11 protein-coding genes and 3 pseudogenes are annotated in these 18255 nt (G+C 56.0%); 9 read left to right on the top strand and 5 right to left on the bottom strand.

Going from position 1 to position 18255, the window contains the following annotated elements; genetic code table 11:
• Positions 1-204: 204 nt before the first annotated feature.
• Positions 205-1077, top strand: coding sequence for a type II secretion system protein N (locus MU846_RS12780; RefSeq protein WP_246953353.1), 873 nt, complete (start codon positions 205-207; stop codon positions 1075-1077).
• A 195-nt stretch (positions 1078-1272) separates the two neighbouring features.
• Positions 1273-1470, top strand: a complete 198-nt coding sequence (locus MU846_RS12775) for a hypothetical protein (RefSeq protein WP_246953351.1) — start codon at positions 1273-1275, stop codon at positions 1468-1470.
• Positions 1471-2130: 660 nt separating this feature from the next.
• Here MU846_RS12775 and gdhA read toward each other — a convergent pair.
• Both gdhA and MU846_RS12765 read right to left on the bottom strand, forming a co-directional pair.
• Entirely contained in the window at positions 2131-3468 is a 1338-nt protein-coding gene (gene gdhA, locus MU846_RS12770; protein ID WP_246953349.1) for an NADP-specific glutamate dehydrogenase, read from the bottom strand.
• A gap of 563 nt (positions 3469-4031) precedes the next feature.
• Positions 4032-4229: a hypothetical protein gene (locus MU846_RS12765; protein ID WP_246953347.1), complete on the bottom strand. Its 198-nt coding sequence runs from the start codon at positions 4227-4229 to the stop codon at positions 4032-4034.
• A 988-nt stretch (positions 4230-5217) separates the two neighbouring features.
• On the opposite strand from MU846_RS12765, the gene MU846_RS12760 reads away from it, so the two are divergent.
• From MU846_RS12760 to MU846_RS12750, 3 genes are all read left to right on the top strand, one after another.
• Positions 5218-6525, top strand: a complete 1308-nt coding sequence (locus MU846_RS12760) for an OmpP1/FadL family transporter (RefSeq protein ID WP_246953345.1) — start codon at positions 5218-5220, stop codon at positions 6523-6525.
• A gap of 65 nt (positions 6526-6590) precedes the next feature.
• Positions 6591-10160 carry an Ig-like domain-containing domain gene (locus MU846_RS12755; RefSeq protein WP_246953343.1) on the top strand — a complete coding sequence of 1190 codons (3570 nt, stop codon included), beginning with the start codon at positions 6591-6593 and terminating at the stop codon, positions 10158-10160.
• A gap of 640 nt (positions 10161-10800) precedes the next feature.
• Positions 10801-11915, top strand: a protein-coding gene (locus MU846_RS12750; protein WP_246953341.1) for an IS3 family transposase whose coding sequence is annotated in 2 segments (ribosomal slippage) — positions 10801-11056 and positions 11056-11915 — 1116 coding nt in all. Because the reading frame shifts where the segments join, the coding sequence is not laid out codon by codon here.
• Between the two features lie 163 nt (positions 11916-12078).
• Here the strand turns inward: MU846_RS12750 and MU846_RS12745 are convergent.
• From MU846_RS12745 to bamJ, 3 genes are all read right to left on the bottom strand, one after another.
• Positions 12079-12624, bottom strand: coding sequence for a PraA/PraB family alkane oxidation protein activator (locus MU846_RS12745; RefSeq protein WP_246953339.1), 546 nt, complete (start codon positions 12622-12624; stop codon positions 12079-12081).
• A 290-nt stretch (positions 12625-12914) separates the two neighbouring features.
• Positions 12915-13655, bottom strand: coding sequence for a DsbC family protein (locus MU846_RS12740; protein WP_246953337.1), 741 nt, complete (start codon positions 13653-13655; stop codon positions 12915-12917).
• 13 nt (positions 13656-13668) lie between these two features.
• Positions 13669-14373 carry a BamJ family beta-barrel-assembly machinery protein gene (gene bamJ / locus MU846_RS12735; RefSeq protein ID WP_246953335.1) on the bottom strand — a complete coding sequence of 235 codons (705 nt, stop codon included), beginning with the start codon at positions 14371-14373 and terminating at the stop codon, positions 13669-13671.
• 408 nt (positions 14374-14781) lie between these two features.
• On the opposite strand from bamJ, the pseudogene MU846_RS12730 reads away from it, so the two are divergent.
• The 4 genes and pseudogenes from MU846_RS12730 to MU846_RS12715 all read left to right on the top strand — a co-directional run.
• Positions 14782-14904 (top strand): annotated as a pseudogene (locus MU846_RS12730) (transposase); the annotation flags it as partial.
• Between the two features lie 66 nt (positions 14905-14970).
• Positions 14971-15918: pseudogene (locus MU846_RS12725) on the top strand (transposase); the annotation flags it as partial.
• A 69-nt stretch (positions 15919-15987) separates the two neighbouring features.
• Positions 15988-17543 (top strand): IS3 family transposase gene (locus tag MU846_RS12720; protein ID WP_371738976.1). Its coding sequence is split into 2 segments (ribosomal slippage): positions 15988-16441 and positions 16441-17543, totalling 1557 coding nucleotides; the frame shifts between segments, so codons are not numbered across the junction.
• Between the two features lie 38 nt (positions 17544-17581).
• Positions 17582-18229: pseudogene (locus tag MU846_RS12715) on the top strand (transposase); the annotation flags it as partial.
• Between the last annotated feature and the right edge of the window lie 26 nt (positions 18230-18255).

Below are 18255 nucleotides of genomic sequence, written 5' to 3'. Positions count from 1 at the left end.
TTCGTTCTGAGTGTGTTGGATCTTTTTGTAAGCAAGGGGTGTCAAAAACAGACCTTGCGGTTATGCAATGTAATTCTGATTATGCGTATAGAGAGAACATCATTTAAAGGTATAGTTCAGTGCGATGTTTTTGCTGTTTCGCGGAAAGCTATTAATGCAGATAAAAGTTCATGATCGGGGCAAAATGATATTGCGGTCAGAGTTGTGTTTTTTGCCGGTAAACAATCAGGGAAAGTAAAGGCAGGACGACAGGATTTGGATATGAGAATTTCTAACAGTCTGAGGATAATAGGAATTTTTTCTGCCTTCGTTTTGGCGTCCTGTGCATTTATTGCTCTGGATGGGCGCTTTACCATGCCCGAGCCGACTGCGGGGCAAGATGGTGACCTGAAAATAAAGAAACATAAGTTTTATGATATTTCAGTCTCGCCGCCGGCTGCCGAGTTGCACCCGGAAGTGGTCGTAGCCACTTCTCACGCGCCGCAACCGGAAGAGATGCGTTTACTGGCGTTGTTTCAGGCTTACCATACCGGCCTTGCTTCCGCGGTAGTGCATGTGGCCGGGCTGGGTGCATACCGTTACCGAGCCGGTGACGAGATTCAACCGGGCGTCAGGCTTGGCGCGATCCTGCCGGATCGTGTATTGCTGCAAACGCCCGCCGGGCCGCAAGCGCTTCATCTTCAGCCTTTGCGGAGGCGCGTGGATGACAGCGAGCCGCAGCAGGATCAGGAGCCTCCTGCGCTTGCGGATGATGCTGAGCCGGAAGAGCAAATGGACAGCGAGGCAATGAAATTTCTCGCCCGTCTGGACCTGTATGCTGTCAGCGAGACACTGCCTGAGGGTTATCTGGTCGGCAGCGACTTCCCTCCAGAAGCTACCGAGCAAACCGGTATCAAGCCGGGCGATATCATTGTGTCGGTAAATGGTTACCCCGTAGGCGAGGCAAGCAGTGATTATCTTGTCTGGCTATCGTTTCGTTCGACGCACAAGGCTGCGGTGCTGGTGCGCAACGAGGAAGGCGAATTTTTCGTCTATTACCCGGAGGGTCTGGTGCAAGCCGTGCGCTCTGCCCAATAATCTGCTGACAAGCGCTGCGCCGCCAGCGCTTGCGCATCAGGCGGTTTCTCATCGGTGCTGCTTCCGCTGCGCCAGTGTTTACATGGCTCTTCCAATCTCCCCGCAACAGTGTTAATTAATGGCCTGCCATTTTAGCCAGGAAAGGCATGTTTGGCTGTTTATGATATCAAAATGCAATAATGTGGGGGATAAGGAATGTCAGAACGCAAGAAAGAGTTAATTATAATAATCGCCGCATTGACGGTTTCAACAATCCTGATCATTGCCATGATCATCACCGACTACCGCATCAAGCAGGCCGCCAAGGAGGCAGATGCATTGCCAGCGGAGGTCACAAGCCAGCACGAAGATGCTGGCCCCTCGCTGCTTTCAGCCACAGGGCAGCCGGAGTAGTCCGGCGCAGCTACGGCTTTAACGCTGGCAATGGGCTTCCAGCACGGCAAGCCGGTTTTCATTGTCCAGAGTTAGGGTAGAAACCTCGTACGATAAGCACCGCACCGAGCCGTAGCTGCGTTTTTTGCCGGCACAGAAAATGTCTTGCTGTGGCCGTGCTCTGGATGTTTCGAAAGCATGTTCGCGTGCCAGCTCAGCCCATCGGGCCGATAACTGCGAGGATGGCATGGCTCTCGAACGGGCTCACGTAGTAGCGCACTTGAAGCCCCGGGGCCGGGAGTAAACGGTACCGAGATTGCCATGCTTGCCACGCACAGGCCCATCGCAAGCTCGATGGCACCGGCGCTTTGTCAGCGGTTGCCATGCCAGCAGGAGCCCGGTCACGGGCAATAACCCGATCACCATCAATACGCCGGTAAGGTGGATGTCCCATATCTGGAAACCACCGGCTGATAGATCGCGGCGCCGGCCAGCAGGAATGGCGGCCATGCCCAGTAAAAACGGCGGGTTGTCATGATAATGATCCGAGCTGAGAGCGAGCCCATGGTAGGCCGAAGCCGGATCGGTGGCTTGTGGCTGTGTCCGCTGGCGGGCGTGACCCAGGCTCCATGCCGGAGCCCGGGCGTGTGGCTATTGCGCGGTCAAGCCTGACGCGGCGGGTTAAACCAGCCCTTGCGCCTGCATGGCATCCGCCACCTTCACGAAGCCGGCGATATTGGCGCCATCAACGTAATCGACCTTGCCGCTGCGCGTGCCGAATTCCACACAAGCATGGTGGATACGCTGCATCAGATGGTGCAGCCGCTCGTCCACTTCGCCTTCCGTCCAGTTCAGGCGCAGGCTGTTCTGGCTCATTTCCAGGCCACTGACCGACACGCCACCAGCATTGGCTGCCTTGGCAGGCGCAAACAGGATGCCGGCATCACGGAAGATATCCACTGCCTCCAGGGTCGAGGGCATATTGGCGCCTTCGGCGACAAGCTGGCAGCCGTTCTTGATCAATGTGCGGGCATCGTCAGCGTGTAGCTCATTCTGCGTGGCGCAGGGCAGGGCGATATCACATGGCAGGTGCCAGGGGCTTTTGTCGGCGTGCCAGGGCAGCTTGAATTCGTCGGCCATTTCCTTGAGCCGACCACGGCGCACGTTCTTGAGATCACGCAGATAGTCAAATTGCTCGTCAGTGAGGCCGTCGGGCATATACATGGTGCCGCCGGAATCAGACAGGCTGGTGATCTGCGCGCCCATCAGCATCGCCCGCAGCGCCGCGTATTGCGCCACGTTGCCGGAGCCGGAGATAAGAATCTTCTTGCCGTCCACCCCGGTATGGCGCCGTTTGAGCATTTCCTCGATGAAGTAAACCAGGCCGAACCCTGTCGCCTCCGGGCGTACCAGGCTGCCGCCATAGCTGAAGCCCTTGCCGGTGAAAGTGCCGGTGAACTCGTTGGCCAGCTTCTTGTACATGCCGAACATATAGCCGATCTCACGAGCACCCACGCCAATGTCGCCTGCCGGCACATCCAGATTGGGGCCAATGTGCCGATAAAGCTCGGCAATGAACGCCTGGCAGAAGCGCATGACCTCAGCATCGCTTTTCCCTTTAGGGTCAAAATCCGCACCGCCTTTGCCGCCGCCCATGGGCAGCGAGGTCAGCGAGTTCTTGAAAACCTGTTCAAAGGCCAGGAACTTGAGCACGCCAAGGTTGACGGACGGGTGGAAGCGGATGCCGCCTTTGTAGGGGCCGATCGCGCTGTTCATCTGCACCCGGTAGCCGCGGTTGACATGCACGTTGCCTTTGTCATCCTGCCATGGTACACGGAAGATGATTACCCGTTCGGGCTCAGCCAGCCGCTCAAGCAGGCCATGTTTCATGTACTTCGGGTTCTCTGCCAGAAACGGCCACAGCGAGCGCAGTACTTCTTCGACCGCCTGATGGAACGGGGGTTGGTCGGGGTCACGCTGGCGCAGGCGCTGCAGAAACTCGTCGAGTTGAGCGGGCATGTTAAAGATCCTGTGGCAAACAAAACGCCAAGGATAGCGTTGCCGTGGTCTGCCTAGCAAACAGAGATGGGCGGTCGGCCTGTGCCCGTGGGCCTATTCAGGCCCGCACTTACACTGCTGGAAAGGCCGCGTCAACCTCCTTTGCATGGGGAATTCCCATATTTCGTGTCTTGTGCGTGCCAGATGCCGGGCTCGGTGGCGAGCGGGCCAGGCAAGAATGATCTGTGGTTGGAGGCAAAGGGCGGCCGAAGGCAGTAAAGAGCAGCCTTGGGGACCCCGCAGGCAAAGCCCCTGCGTTGGTCACAGCAGCCTCGCCTGCCTGGCCTGGGCGGCAGCGAATCCCGGTAAAGCAAGGCGCGTCAGTGAATCGGGATGCGCCAGCGAGCAAGGCTCGCCAGTGAATAAGGCATACCGGCAAATTAAGGTGCAGCAGCAAATGCAAACAAATATAGGCGCCAGCGAGTCGGCAGAACCGCAGTAGCCCGTGAGCCGGGCTTCTTCCGTCCACGTTGTCGCATCCGGGCAAGTGCTGCCCGAATACGTCTGGCCTGGTGCGGCATGGATCAATGCGGGCGTTTGGCCAGGCTGGTCAGTCGTGCTTCCAGCGAGGCGAGCTCTTCATCAGTAAGATCAAAGTCGACAATGGTCTTCTCAATGCGATCGAGCACAGCGCGGCCCTCAGGGCCAAGCTCATCCCGAATGGCTTGCATGCGGGCTTTGATGGCGGCGCGAGAGGGGTTGGTTGGTCCGGGTTTCGTCATGAGATTTTTTTCCTGCCTGTTGGATGATTCGGCAATTGCTGTGCAGCGTGTCGCCTCCGGTATTCTTATGCAGATTCATGAATAAGTCATGGCGAATGCGCAATGGCCGTTATTTTTCTGCTTGCGGCACTGTGGCCAAACCCACGCATGACGCTGCCGGCGTCTCTTCTGGCGTGCCCGCCTGAATCAAGCGGAAGGCCAGCTTTTTCGGTGGGGGGGGATCGCTTTTTCTGCCTACCGATCACTGCCGGTGCCCGGTTACTGGAAAGCGGAAAGTGTTGTTGGCCGTCCCCTGGCGCCCGGCGCCGGGCATCAATCATATCGTGGCAGGCTTGCTGCGCCGTGGCGTGGCCGGGCAGGTAACGGTGTCCTGAAATAGTGGCCATGAGAGAGCACGACAACAGCATGGCAGAAGCTGCGCCGCCCCTGGCGCGCCCGGCATATTTTAAGAAACAGGCTTCTTCAAATAATGCAGCGAGTCGATTCTGATGATCTGGAAATCGAGGGTGCCGTCAGGAGCGATGCCAAAATGATGTTGCCCAAAATATGAAAACCAGCTTTTCATTTTCATTGGTTTTCGTTTGTACACTGAGTGGCTACCCTTCTGGTACTTCCATCACATTATGTGGTGGGATCGAGTGCGTTATCTTTCATAAAAACAAAGGCTTGGAAGATAGATAGCAAGATAGATAGCAAAGAGGCCCGGCAGCAGAAGCATCATGCAAAATCGCCCGCACGAGGCCCTGTCTTTCGGGGAACGTAGAAGAAAAAGAGCGATATTGCCGGAAATTAATGCAGGGACGGTGATCATTCTTGTATTTGCATTTGGCTTTGGCCCGCACACATGAAATGCCGGATCAAGACTCCTCTCACGAGGCGCATAGTGCACCTTGTGGGATTTGTCGCGGCTGGCAGTGCACCGTTTCAGGTAATTGAAAAAGCGCTGTGCCAGAGGCGCTCAATATGAATAAAAAACCAAGGAGATAGCATGAAGCTCAAATCATTTGGCCCGCTCGCTGCGGCCGGCTGTGCGCTACTGACCCTCGGCTCCCCCGCGGTGGCCAACATGGGCAACTCGCCCTCCACCTACGGCTTGCTCCCCGGTGACATCGCCTCCGCACAGGCCCTGTCGATCTTCAACTCGCAGATTTCGGCGGTGTACTACAACCCGGCCAACCTGGCCAAAGACCCGCGTGGCGAGCTCACCGGCGGTATCTTCCACGCCGAGCACGATCTGGAGGCCAACGGCCGCCGCATCGTCGACGAGCCCTCCCAGCAACTGCAACTGGGCCTGAAAACCGACCTCAGCTCGATCTCCACACTGGATCACCCGCTGTACTTCGGCCTGATGGTCGGCGTCGAGAAATTCGCCCAGGAAATGATGGCGTTCTCCTCGGAAACCTCCGACTACGGCCAGTACTTCACCTACGGCCGGCAGCCGCTGTTCCTGACCGCCGGCGTGGGCACCAGCGTCTGGCGCGGCATTGATGTGGGCTTCGCCCTGCGCGTCACCCTGCACGCCGATGCCACCCTGAACACCCGCTCCACCCTGGGCGGCGTCACCAGCCAGGAATCCCTGAACGTCTCTGCCGCACCGAAATTCCGCCCGATCCTGGGCGTGAACGTGAACTGGGGCGAAACCTTCTGCAGCCGTGCCAGCTGCTGGATGGACAACCTGGAAACCGCGATCTCCTATCGCGCCTACTCCAACACCCGCACCAAGGTGCGCTCCAACGTGATCGTGCCCGGCACCATCCCGGCACCGGGGCTGGCGCTGGCCATCCAGACGCTGGATTCCTTCCAGCCCGAGATCACCACCCTGGGCGTGAAATACGACTTCGGCAGCTTCCGCCTCGGCTTCACCGGTGAATATCAAGCGTGGTCACGCCTGGAGCGCGAACTGCGCAACGACACCATCAAGGATCAGGCCAACGCCAACTTCAAGGACATCTTCATCCCGCGTATCGGCGTGGAAATCCCGGCCGGTGATCACTTCACCTTCACCGGTGGTATCGCCTGGGAAGAAACCCCCATCGAAGGCCGCCGCAGCATGGACGTGAACTACCTGGATGCCGACCGCTGGGTGCTGGGCCTGGGCATGAGCGCCACCATTCCGAAGATGCCGCTGCTGGCCTACCCGGTGCGCCTGGATCTGGGCTACCAGTACCAGCAACTGGATGAAAAAACCTACGAGCTGACATCGTCCAACCCGCTGACCCCGCCGGGTGTGTACGGCACGGTTGAAACCGGTGGTGAAGTGCACGTCTTCGCCGGCTCGGTAACACTGAAATTCTAAACCGGACGGGCGGCGGCACCAGATGAGTGCCCGCACGTTTAAGTAGAGGTTTCTCAGGAGGCAACATGAAAAGAACAATGATGGCTGCATGCATCCTGTCGCTGGTCGCCTGTGGCGGCAGCAAGGATGATGTGGCAACGGATCAGCAGCGGGATTGGGAGAGCCAGCGCCAAAGCCTGGTGTACTCCTTCCCGGATCAAGGGCAGCTGGAAGTGCCGGTGCCCTCGCCGGTGGTACTGCGTTTCTCCAGCCCGGTCGCCGAAACGGCACCGGCCATTGAACTGCGCGAAGTGGACGGCGCCATCGTCTCTGATGTGGAGCTGGAATGGGTCGACGGCAAGCGCGGCCTGATCATCACGCCGCAAAACAAACTGAAGCCGCTGACAGATTACGTGGTGGATGTGCCGGCAATCGAGCTTGAGAAAGGCGAAGCGTCAGCCCGCAGTATCCAGTTTACTACTCGCGGCCTGCACGAAGGCCCAAGGAGCCTGGTTGCGCGTGATACCTTCGAGGTCGTGCGCACCATCCCGGATGGCGTCAACTTCGCCGTCACCGACTTCGCCAGCTTCCGTCTCCAGTTCAGCCAGCCGCTGGACCCGAGCACGGTCAAGTATGGCGATGCAGGCGACTCGACAGTGCAACTGATGGGGCCAGAAGGGCTGGTCGATGCCCATCTGCTGGTCAGCGGGCCTTATATCACTATTGATCCGAAAGAGGATCTCACGCCGGGGGGCGATTACAGTCTGAACATTACTGGTGGCCTCACCAGCGTTTACGGCGACAACCTGACAGGCGGCAGCTTGTCCAACCCCATGCCCTATACGCTGACGGCCACACCGGTGGATACCACATCGCCGACCACGGGCGAGCGTGTCTCCATGGTGCAGGACATCGCGGACACCGGTGAGATTTCACCGCTGACCGGCAAGCCGATCAACCTGGTGCCAATGGCTTCCGTGCTGCTGGGCGAAGAAACCGCCACCCAAGCAAGCGGCACTTTGGCTGCTGAGTTGGCATTCGTACCCAACTTCCCGGATCAGACACCGCTTCGCATCAAGCGCGGCTCGCTGATCGAAGGAGCGTCTATCGACGTGTTGATCGGTGGTGAAGTGCCGGCCGGGTTCGAATCCGGCAAAGTGCGGATGGATTTCCTCTCCGATGCCACGGGCTACCTGCTGCCGAACGAGTACAGCAATAGCGATGATGCACCGCGTCAGGTGCGGTTGTGGATGGATGTGGCGGTTTCTACCGAAACTCCGGCCGCAAACGGTGCTATCACGCAGGATCTGCTGCATATCGAGCTGGTGGGAACGTCCATCGTTGAAGGTGGGCAGATGGTGATTAATGCGGTGGGTGTGGTGGAGCCCGATGTGCTCGGCTCCGAGCGCGCAGTGGGCCTGCTGTCCTTCTACATGAAGGGGTATGAGGATCAGGATAATCCGCCGCAGATCGTGGATGGGCTGTCTTTGGAGGTTCAAAGCTGGAGCCCAGGTGAAAATCTCGAAGGGTTCCTCCCTTCCGACCCAGTTATCATCCGTTTCAACAAGCCAGTGGCGATGGGTGATATCCATGACCATATTGCTGTGAGTGAGAACGGCGAGCAGATCCAATTTACCGTCTATTCACGAGGTTCATCTCTAATTATCACTCCTGATGAGGGTTTCAAGCGTTCAGTACAGATATCCTTCGGTGGTTTCAACAATATCGAGCGCTACGAATACAGCGTTCAGCTGGCGTCTGGCTTGAAAGACATAAGTGGCGGTACCTTGGGAGCACCACAGTTACTTGAATTTGAAATGCCAGTAGAGATTACCCGGGCTGAGCAGTATGAGTGGGGCGTACAGGGTTTTGACTTTGGTCATCTAGTTCAGCATGGCGAAGCGGAAGTAGTGGTTCGCTCTCCGATGATCACCGCAGTATATCCAGGTTACCCGTGTGCCTTGGCGGATACGCCGGTAAATCTGGCCTCAGGTATGACCGCGCGTTGTCGAGGAGGGCTGGATGTTCCATACAGTAGGACCCACGCGGTGAATAGTACTGGTGAAACAAGTCATCATCCGCACAAACTGCCAGATGACATTTTGCCTCTGGGAGAGCTTCCAGCGAACCGGCCAATTATTGCAGTGTTTACGAAGGAGATTGATCCAGAAAGTGTATCTCTTGGGAATTCCTTCAAGGTCGAAACGGTTGATGAATTTGGAGGGAGGCTAAGTGATGTCTCTGGCAAAGTGAGTGTGGAAGGCCGCAGGCTAACTTTCTGGCCAGCGGAGCCGTGGGAAGCTGGCGCCTTTTACCGCTATGTATTGGGTTCTAACAATGATCGGCACAGCAGCACAGCGCTCTGCGATGGATCCCAGGCGATCTGCTCCGTGGACAGCTTGCCGATCCAGACGCAGCTGCACGAAGTTACATTCACAGAGCGTCCAGGGTTGGAAATGTTCGCTGATCCTAACGCTCGGATGCACGATGTCCTTTTTCAGAACGCCAATGCACCCGACGGTGGGGGCATAGACTTGGTACAGTACTTCAAAGGAGGAGCGCCCACGGCGCAGGTGCTCCAAGTTCTGGGGGCGCCATCCGTTGATGTAAATGCGAATCTAATGCATGAGCGTAATACGGAGGATCGTCTGGACTTTTCTCATCGGCCGTTTAATTACGTGAATGCCAGACCTTACAGTGTATATAGCGTCGAAGAGCAGGGCGCTCAAGGCCAGCCACGCCTGGCGGAGACTTGTAACGCCGATGATCTTGACTGTTATGATCCTGATGGTCTGCTACCACCTTGGAATAGTGCCAAAATTTTGCCTGGCGGATTGCGGCCAGCAGAAGCGGGTGGGCCGACCTGTAATCTTAGTGATCCGGATTGTACAGAACTGCCATACTGCGATGTTACAGATCCATTCTGTAAGGATATCATTCCCCTGGTTGCCGTGGGTTGTGGCTTCGAGACAATGCGGGAAGATCCAACGAGGGTTCTCGCCATGAATTATTGTCCCGAGGATAAATTTACCTATATAACCAGTGATTTGATTGCGGAAGTTGGTGAATACAGTGATGCACTGGGTGGTGTTCCAGTTACGATCTGGCCTGGCCAGATCATGGGGACAAGTTTACCGATGGCCTCTCCTGTACACCTGAGCGAAATCATGTTTGGTTTCGATTCGGGACCGCAGGTGATGAGGATGAGATATGCGAAAGAAAACCCCGATTGTGTCGAAAGTGCACAGAGTGGAGAGACCTGTCTGCGTAATCAGCCCATTCAGGCAGTAATTTATCAAGGTAGTGATGGTGAGCCTTATATCAGCACTACGTTGGATATTTATGTGGATGCGATAGAATTAGAGAGGAATATTACTGATCTGATAACTTTTATTAATCAAACAGACGATCCGGGCTACGTGACAAGCGACATGATGAGTGTGCCGGCTACGCTCAAGCTTGAAGGGAAAGTCCGCTTCAATGAAGATGGTACCATGCAGGTTGAAATGGAGAACGCTGAAGAGGTAGAAATAGCCTTGGGTGTCAAGATAGTAATGAATGTAGGGTTTGATGTGTCTGTGCCTGCCGCTTGGACAACGCTGCGAATTCCTGAGGCTGGCACTCGTGTCCAATACATCTCGGAAGTCATAAAGTGAACTTATGATGTGTCTTTTTGAATAGATATTTGCTAAGCCCCCGCATTTCTGCGGGGGTTTTTTTGTGCGCCCGGCACGGGCGCACTCCTGGAGGTGCAAGTCCTTCCGTAAGCTGGCCACAGCGAACGAAGTGAAGCGCAACTGCGGAAGGGTGACCGACCGTGGGAAGGAAGCGTGGAGCGTAAACCGCGAGCCGATGAACAAAAATCGGATACGAGGCGCTGCCGAGCAGGGCGAGCGGGCAAGAAGCCGTGAAGCTCTCGTGGCCAAAGCGAAGTGGCGTATATCCGGCGGTTGTGAGGTGAAGGAGTGCGTTCTTACCCGGGGAGATCTCGTCTCACGCCTGAAAGGGCGACGTGGAAATGCGAATCCAGAAGTCAGCAGAGGCCATAGTAGTCGCCGACATGGGGCGAAGGGCTGAACGAGAAGGAGCGTTAAACGGCTTGTCGATGAGGACGGTAAGGCATCAGATGCCCGCATCAGCGGGGCGGATCGTGGAAGGGCGAGGTGAAGCCTTGCTCCAGACGATCAGCGATGAAACCGATCTCCCGCGACAGCAAGCGGAGGGCGCGTAAGCTCCCCCACTAGGTAGACAGGCGGTAACTGGAGCCTTCTGGCAAACTTGGCCCAGGAGGAGCCCATGAAGAAATCCCGATTCAGCGAGACCCAGATCGTTGCCATTTTGAAAGAGGCGGATGCTGGCCTGCCGGTACAGGAGGTCTGCCGCAAGCACGGCATTAGCTCAGCGACCTACTACAACTGGAAGTCGAAATACGGAGGGCTCGAGGCCTCGGAGCTCAAACGTATCAAAGAGCTCGAGATTGAGAACGCTCGCCTGAAGCAGATGTACGCTGATCTTTCGCTCGAGAACAGGGCAATGAAGGACCTGATTGACCGAAAGCTCTAAGGCCGTCCGAGAAACGAGAGGCAGTCCGTTACCTGGTGGGCGCGCACTGCCTGTCGGTTACCCGCAGCTGCCGCTGCGTTGGGCTGGCCCGGGCGGCCTACTATCGTGAACCGATCGCTCCAGCGGTACGGGACGCTGAGATCATCGGCCTGCTTAATGAGCTGGTCGAGGAGCGTCCACGTCGGGGCTTCTGGAAATGCTGTGCCCTGATCCGACGCCGGGGCCATCAATGGAATCATAAGCGGGTATATCGCGTGTATTGTTCGCTCAAGCTCAACCAGAAACGGCGTGCCAAGCGCCGAGTGCCAACGAGAGAACGTCAGCCTTTGAATGTGCCCGCCGCGCCCAACCTGATGTGGTCCGCTGACTTTGTGAGCGATGCCCTCTACTGTGGCCGCCGCTTTCGTACCTTCAACATTATCGACGACTTCAATCGAGAAGCTGTAGCGATCGAAATCGACACATCGATCACGAGTCGCCGGCTAATCCGGGTTTTCGAGCAGATTCAGGAACAGCGTGGATTACCGGCCACCCTGCGGGTCGACAACGGCCCCGAGTTCCTGGGGGAAGCATTTATCGACTGGGCGAAGGAGCAGGGAATGCATGTGCAACATATCCAGCCTGGCAAGCCCAATCAAAATGCCTACATCGAGCGTTTCAACCGGACCTACCGCGAGGAGCTGCTCGACACCTACCAGTTCAGCACGCTCGACGATGTACGTGAGCTCACGTACCGGTGGCTCACCGAGTACAACGAGGAGCGCCCCCACGACGCTCTCGACAACCGGACGCCCCTCGAATGCTTCATTGATCACGCCAGAGGTTCTAGTTACGAGTTGTCTACTTGACTGGGGAGCTTACGGTACGGTACATCGCCGAGCTCAACCCGGTGCTGTGTGGCGTTATCAACTACTTCAGAGTAGCTGAAGGAAAAATTAAATAAAGAACTGAGCGAACCTTGCGGTTCGCTCAGTTCCAGTCATCAAATCAGTTCACGATCTGTTCTGATGATCAGTGCGAAGCGTAGTAGTTATTGTTGCTGGTGAGCGTGCCGTTCACGTGGCAGTTTCCGTTCGGTGTGATCGGGCCATTGAATACGAAGCTACCGCCATTGGCCGGGTCGAAGGTCACGTCGATCTTGTCACTGCAGGAGCCACAGATTGGCGCGGAAACGGAAACGCCTTCCAGCGTGAAGGTGACCGGGCCCAGGGGCGACGGGATCGAATTATGCTCGACGGAGCCTACCCATGGGAAGCCGCTCAGGCTCACAGCGCTACACAGCAAGCCGCCGCTCACAGAGGCGTGGCCGACCGACAGCGTGGTATCGCCACCGATAACATCGCTTAAAGTGCCTGTGGCGCTAAGGGTGCAAGGAATCGAGCATAGACCTGAGGAAACAGTGCTCGGGCCAAAAAAGGTGTCGGTAATCGGGTTGAGGTCAAGCTGATAAACTGTCGGGTCATCATTGACAGTGTAGTAAATTGGAGCTGTAGCTTGGGCCAAACCAGCCGCTGCCACCAGAGCGGCGCCGAAAATACCTTTAGCGATCATATTCATTGAGTTTATCTCCAAATTTTTGAGTTTTCTTTTAAGGGGTCGCACTAATCGCTAGTGCAGGGACAGGATCATATGATCGCTGGGTCGGAACAACCACCTCAAAGTAAATCTTGCTTTTATTTTTTCCGGTTAATGTTATTGTTTTATTTCTGCCATTGTTTTGATATTGGTTCTCTGCTTTTGATTTTTTCTGAGAAGTGGTTTTAGAGGGTGCTTTTTTGATATGGTTCTGATGCTATATTTATTGCATTTTTTGGAATGAAAAGGGCTGCATTACGCAGCCCTTTTCATTAATCGAGTAACGATACGATTTGGCTGGTCGAGAGATGCCCACCCAAGTTTTGACCCGCTCTGGTCAGGATGTAGGGGGTTCCTGTTATGCCCATGGACGTCGCGAGGCGGTATTGCTCCGCAATTGGGGGATTGCAGGCTAACATTGTCGCCGAGGAGCGCCCTTCGGCTTTCAGTTCGGTCAACGTCGCTCTAGGGTCTTCGGCGCACCAAGCTTGCTCAAGCAAGCGCGCGCCCCGACTATCAAGGCCGGAGCGAGGGAAAGCAAGATAGTGGACGGTGACGCCAGCTTTATTAATCTCATCTATCTGTGTGTGGAAGCTCCGGCAGTAACCGCAAGTCACATCGGTAAAGATAAAGAGCTCCATCTGTTCTTGGTCGGCTGCTTTAAAGGTTATTGCAGAGGACAATGCTATAGTAGACAGAATGTCTTCACGGACTTGTTCTTGCCGGTGTTGGGTCAGGTTCAAAGTGGAACTATCTTGGATCTCGATAAGCTCCCCTGTGAAAATGTATTTGCCATCGTTACTCCCGTATACAACCCGGTTCCCTTCCAAGACGACTTCTAAAATACCTGGCACTGGACTGCTAACCATACTTTTTATAATTAAGCTGGGGTTTGTGCTGATTAACGCTTCCGCAACTTTATCCATTGATCTCTCTGCTGACACCATAGCTGGCAAAAAACATGCTGAGAGTATCGCCAGGAAGAAAGCTTGGTTCTTAATTATCCGCTTCATATCTGCCTCCTTTCTACTTGATATCGATCAATTCGATCTCAAATATGAGAAGTTGGTTGGGGCCGATTGCGGGCGCTCTTCCGCTTTCGCCATAGGCTAACGATGAGGGGATGACGATCTCCCATCTGTCACCTTTCCTCATTTCGAGAATGGCGTGTTGCCATCCGGCAATAACGCGATCAAGAGAAATCTCGACTGGTGCTCCGCGTTTGAAAGAGCTGTCGAAAATGGTGCCGTCCGGTAATCTCCCCTCGTAATGAACTTCGAGAGTGTCCGTGAAGGACGGTGCCTTTTCGCCAGTGCCAGATTGGAGGATGGTGTACAGAACACCGCTGTCCAGTTTTTTCACATCTAAATTATGGCTATAGCTGTCTAGGAAAGCGGCCTCGGCAAGAGCGTTTTGCTCACCTGCTAAGATCGCTGCTTTTCTTTTTGCCTCGCTTACAGAGTCTGAGTATTGTTGATGCAGAGCCTGAACTTCTTGGTCAGTAAGTGAATGTCTGGGCGGCAAGGCATCAAGCGAGTCTTTCAGGCCAAGAAGGAACAAATCTTTATCGAGCCGCTGCTCTGCTAGGCCGTTCGCGACCATTTCGCCGGCCTGGTGTCCAAATGTATAGGATGCAATTTCGCGGCCGGACGAATGATCCAGTTCCACCGGGGGGGTACTGCTGCAACCAGCCAACGAAGTAGCCAAGGTTAGATAGATATATTTCTTCATGATTTATGAGAGCCTCTTTTAGGTGACATTATTTTGATGTTAATTTGATTTCATTTTGTGGTATTTTTTATTTTTCGTTTATATGTATGGCGTGGGTCATGTTATTTAATTGTCTTTGCTTTTGCTAGTGAGTTTCCAATTTGATATCAGTTTGCTTGTCATATAGGTTTGCGCGTTTTGTAACGCTAGGCGTGGGCGCTTTTCTTTGCCGGTTGCTTCGATGTGACCGATCATATTGATTTTTTGTCAGGCCGAAATATATTTCGAAAGAGGGAGACTCTTACCGCATGCTTTGAAGAAGTGACAGTTAGAGCGACTTCTGCTGCCTAGTTTGCTCAGCGTTTGTAGTGGTTTAATGATCCCGGACACCAACTTAGGTGGTAAATTACCGCCTTGAAAGAGGTGTCAATGAAAAGACAACGTCGGTCATTCACGACTGAATTCAAACACGATGCAGCGGCATTGGTTCTGGACCAAGGCTACACGGTAGCGGAGGCGTGCCGCTCTCTCGATATTGGGGAGACGGCGCTGCCGGTGTTTTTCAAGATAGTTGTCGCCTCACTTGAATCCAGAGAGGGGGCGGCATCGAGGACAGATATGCGCAGATATTCCGAGGAACGCAAGTCAGCCGTTTTGAAACGGCTGCTACCGCCTGACAATCTCTCAGTACCGGTGGTTGCCGGCCAAGAAAGCATCAGTGAAGCGACCCTGTACAATTGGCGTAATCAAGCCAGAGAAAGGGGGATGCCTGTGCCGGGAAGCGGCAAACAATCCGATGGCTGGTCACCGCAAGCGAAGCTGGCAACGGTGATGGAAACGGCCACGCTGAGTGAAGTGGAGCTGAATGAATACTGCTGCCAGAAGGGCTTGTATCCGGAGCAGATCAAAGCCTGGAAGGCCGCATGTCTGGACGGCGTGGCCTCGGGCGATGCGCGACGTCTTCGGGACCAGAAGGCGGACAAGCAGGCCCGCAAGCGAATCCGGCAGCTGGAAAAAGAGCTGCATCGCAAGGAGAAAGCGCTGGCCGAAACGGCAGCGCTGCTGGCCCTGCGAAAAAAGCTCAATGCCCTCTGGGACGACAGCGAGGAAGACTGATCCCCCACCCGGAGCGGCAGCAGCTTGTCATGTGGATCGACGATGCCGTTGATGCCGGCACCCGCAAATGGCGTGCCTGCGAGGAAGCCGGTATCAGTGTGCGCACCTACCAGCGCTGGCTGGCGCATGGTGCTGTACCGGCGGACAGGCGCCCCACGGCGGTGCGCCCGGTACCCAGCCAAGCGCTCACGCCGGCGGAGCGCGAGCGCATCCTGGCGGTGTGTTGTAGCCGAGGGCTGGGCAGCTTGCCGCCGAGCACAGATTGTGCCCCGGCTGGCTGATCAGGGCATTTACCTGGCCTCGGAAGCGAGATTCTACCGAATACTGAAGCAAGCTGCGCAGCATCACCACCGTGGCCGCGCTCGCCAGCGGCGCTCTCAGGGAGGTCCGGCGACGCACACGGCGCACGCCGTGAATCAGGTCTGGTCGTGGGACATCACCTACCTGCCGGGGAAGGCCCCCTCTGGCAGGATAGTTGTCACCCTCTGATTTCAACCAGATAGGCGGCAAGGAAACATCATGGCCCGTTATTCCGAAGAACGTAAGGAAGCCGTACTGAGCAAGCTTCTACCTCCCTACAACATGACCGTGGCGGAGCTGGCCCGTCAGGAAGGCATCTCTGAGCCGACCCTTTATACTTGGCGTAACAAAGCCAAGTCAGAAGGACGTCCCGTGCCAGGTCGCAAAGCCACATCAGAGCAATGGTCAGCTGAAGCCAAGCTCGCAACCGTCATCGAAACCGCCGCTCTCTCCGAAGCGGAGCTCAGCCAGTATTGCCGGGAAAAGGGCTTGTATCCCGAGCAGGTCAAGCAGTGGAAGGCGGAGTCCTTGCAGGGCTTCCAGCACAGTGCAGAGCAGGAAAAGGCCATCCGCCAGCAGGCGCGCAGCGACAAGCAGGAAATCAAGCAGTTGCGCCGGGAGCTACGGCACAAGGAGAAAGCGCTGGCTGAAGCCGCTGCTTTGTTGGTACTGCGAAAAAAGCTCAATGCGCTCTGGGACAACGACAGCAACGAGGACGCATGACCTCCATCCCGGAGCGCCAATCCATTATCAATCTGATCCAGCAAGCGAACCGAGATGGCGCCCGCCTGACCAAGGCCTGTGCTGAAGCGGGCATCTGTCTGCGCACCTACCGGCGCTGGTATCGTGACGGCGTCGTGCAAGATGACAAGCGCCCCGCAGCCGTCAGACCCGCTCCTATCAATAAGCTATCCGCAACGGAGCAGGAGCAGATTGTCGAGCTGTGCAACAGTCCGGCCTACAGCCAGCTGCCACCGAGCCAGATCGTGCCTGACCTGCTGGACAAGGGGGTTTATCTCGCATCGGAGTCCACCTTCTACCGTGTGCTCAAAGAGGCAGGTCAGCTGCATCATCGGGGACGGTCACTGGCGCCCAGGCTCAGTCCGGCGCCGACGACCCACACAGCCAGCGGCCCCTGCGAAGTCTGGTGCTGGGACATTACCTACTGCCCTTCGACGGTGGGTGGGCAGTTCTACTACCTGTACCTGTTCGAGGATCTCTACAGCCGCAAGATCGTTGGTTACGAAGTCCATGAGACGGAGAGTGGCGAGTATGCCGCCCAGCTCCTGCAACGTAGCCAGTTGCGTGAGCAGTGCCTGCACCAGCCGCTGATGCTGCACTCGGATAACGGTGCGCCGATGAAGGCGCAGACCATGAAGGCCAAGCTGGAGGAGTTGGGCGTACTGCCCTCGTACAGCCGCCCCCGTGTCAGCAACGACAACGCCTTCGTTGAATCGCTGTTCCGGGTACTGAAGTACCGTCCCCAGTGGCCTTCCCGTGGCTTCACCTCGCTGGATGATACTCGGCTATGGGTAGATCGGTTCGTTCGCTGGTACAACACCGAGCATCGGCACAGCAAGTTGCGCTTCGTGACACCGGAGCAGCGGCATAACGGTGAAGATGCTGTGCTGATGGAGCAGCGCAAGCGGGTGCTGGAGCTAGCCAAGAGGCGTCTGCCGTCACGCTGGGGTACACGCCCCGTGAGAAACTGCGAGCCTGTCGGGCCGACGACGTTGAACCCGGAAAAGGAACCGGCTAGGCAGCAAGCGGCTTAGCATGAAAACAGTGACAACTATCTTGAAAAACACCGAAGGTGCGAGGGCAGAATTACTACCTGTATCTGATCGAAGACATCTTCAGCCGCAAGGCCGTTGCCTGGGAAGTGCATGACTGTGAAAGCGGTGAATATGCCGCCGAACTGATAGAGCGCGGCGTGCTACGCGAAGGGTGCCTGCGCCAGCCGCTGGTGCTGCACTCGGATAACGGCGCCCCGATGAAATGCCAGACCATGCGGGCCAAACTGGCAGAGCTGAAAATTACGCCGTCACACAATCGGCCGATAGTGAGTAACGATAACGCCTATGCGGAGTCGTTGCTCCGGACGCTGAAATACTGGCCGCAGTGGCCGGCTGATGGCTTCGGCTCTCTGGCAAGCGCTCGGGCTTGGGTAGAGCGCTTTATGCACTGGTATAACCATGAGCACCGCCATAGTGGCATTGGCTTCGTAACGCCCGCCCAGAGGCATAGCGGTGAGGACATCGCGCTCCTCAAGAAGCGCGATGCTCTCTACCGGCAAGCTCAGCGTCGCCACCCCAATCGATGGACAGGTAACACTCGCAACTGGCAGCGCACCGAAGCGGTGACCTTGAACCCCGTCTCGGAGAACAAACAGGGGAAGCAGCTTGATGATTGTAAGCGTCCGGCCATCCCACCTTGTCAAACGGTATGGGGCTTCCACTGATGCGGCAGCAGTTCATCAATGGCATT

Origin of the sequence: Alcanivorax quisquiliarum (genome assembly GCF_023051175.1) — a bacterium.
Classification (GTDB): domain Bacteria; phylum Pseudomonadota; class Gammaproteobacteria; order Pseudomonadales; family Alcanivoracaceae; genus Isoalcanivorax; species Isoalcanivorax quisquiliarum.
Note: the sequence above shows the minus strand (reverse complement) of the source record. Positions and strands in the feature narration are given on the sequence as shown.

What these genes read in the sequence shown, in the direction of transcription:
- bamJ (WP_246953335.1), bottom strand. Translation starts at nt 14,373, where the DNA reads ATGAAGAAATATATCTATCTAACCTTGGCTACTTCGTTGGCTGGTTGC.
- gdhA (WP_246953349.1), bottom strand. Translation starts at nt 3,468, where the DNA reads ATGCCCGCTCAACTCGACGAGTTTCTGCAGCGCCTGCGCCAGCGTGAC.
- MU846_RS12775 (WP_246953351.1), top strand. Translation starts at nt 1,273, where the DNA reads ATGTCAGAACGCAAGAAAGAGTTAATTATAATAATCGCCGCATTGACG.
- MU846_RS12765 (WP_246953347.1), bottom strand. Translation starts at nt 4,229, where the DNA reads ATGACGAAACCCGGACCAACCAACCCCTCTCGCGCCGCCATCAAAGCC.
- MU846_RS12740 (WP_246953337.1), bottom strand. Translation starts at nt 13,655, where the DNA reads ATGAAGCGGATAATTAAGAACCAAGCTTTCTTCCTGGCGATACTCTCA.
- MU846_RS12760 (WP_246953345.1), top strand. Translation starts at nt 5,218, where the DNA reads ATGAAGCTCAAATCATTTGGCCCGCTCGCTGCGGCCGGCTGTGCGCTA.
- MU846_RS12755 (WP_246953343.1), top strand. Translation starts at nt 6,591, where the DNA reads ATGAAAAGAACAATGATGGCTGCATGCATCCTGTCGCTGGTCGCCTGT.
- MU846_RS12745 (WP_246953339.1), bottom strand. Translation starts at nt 12,624, where the DNA reads ATGAATATGATCGCTAAAGGTATTTTCGGCGCCGCTCTGGTGGCAGCG.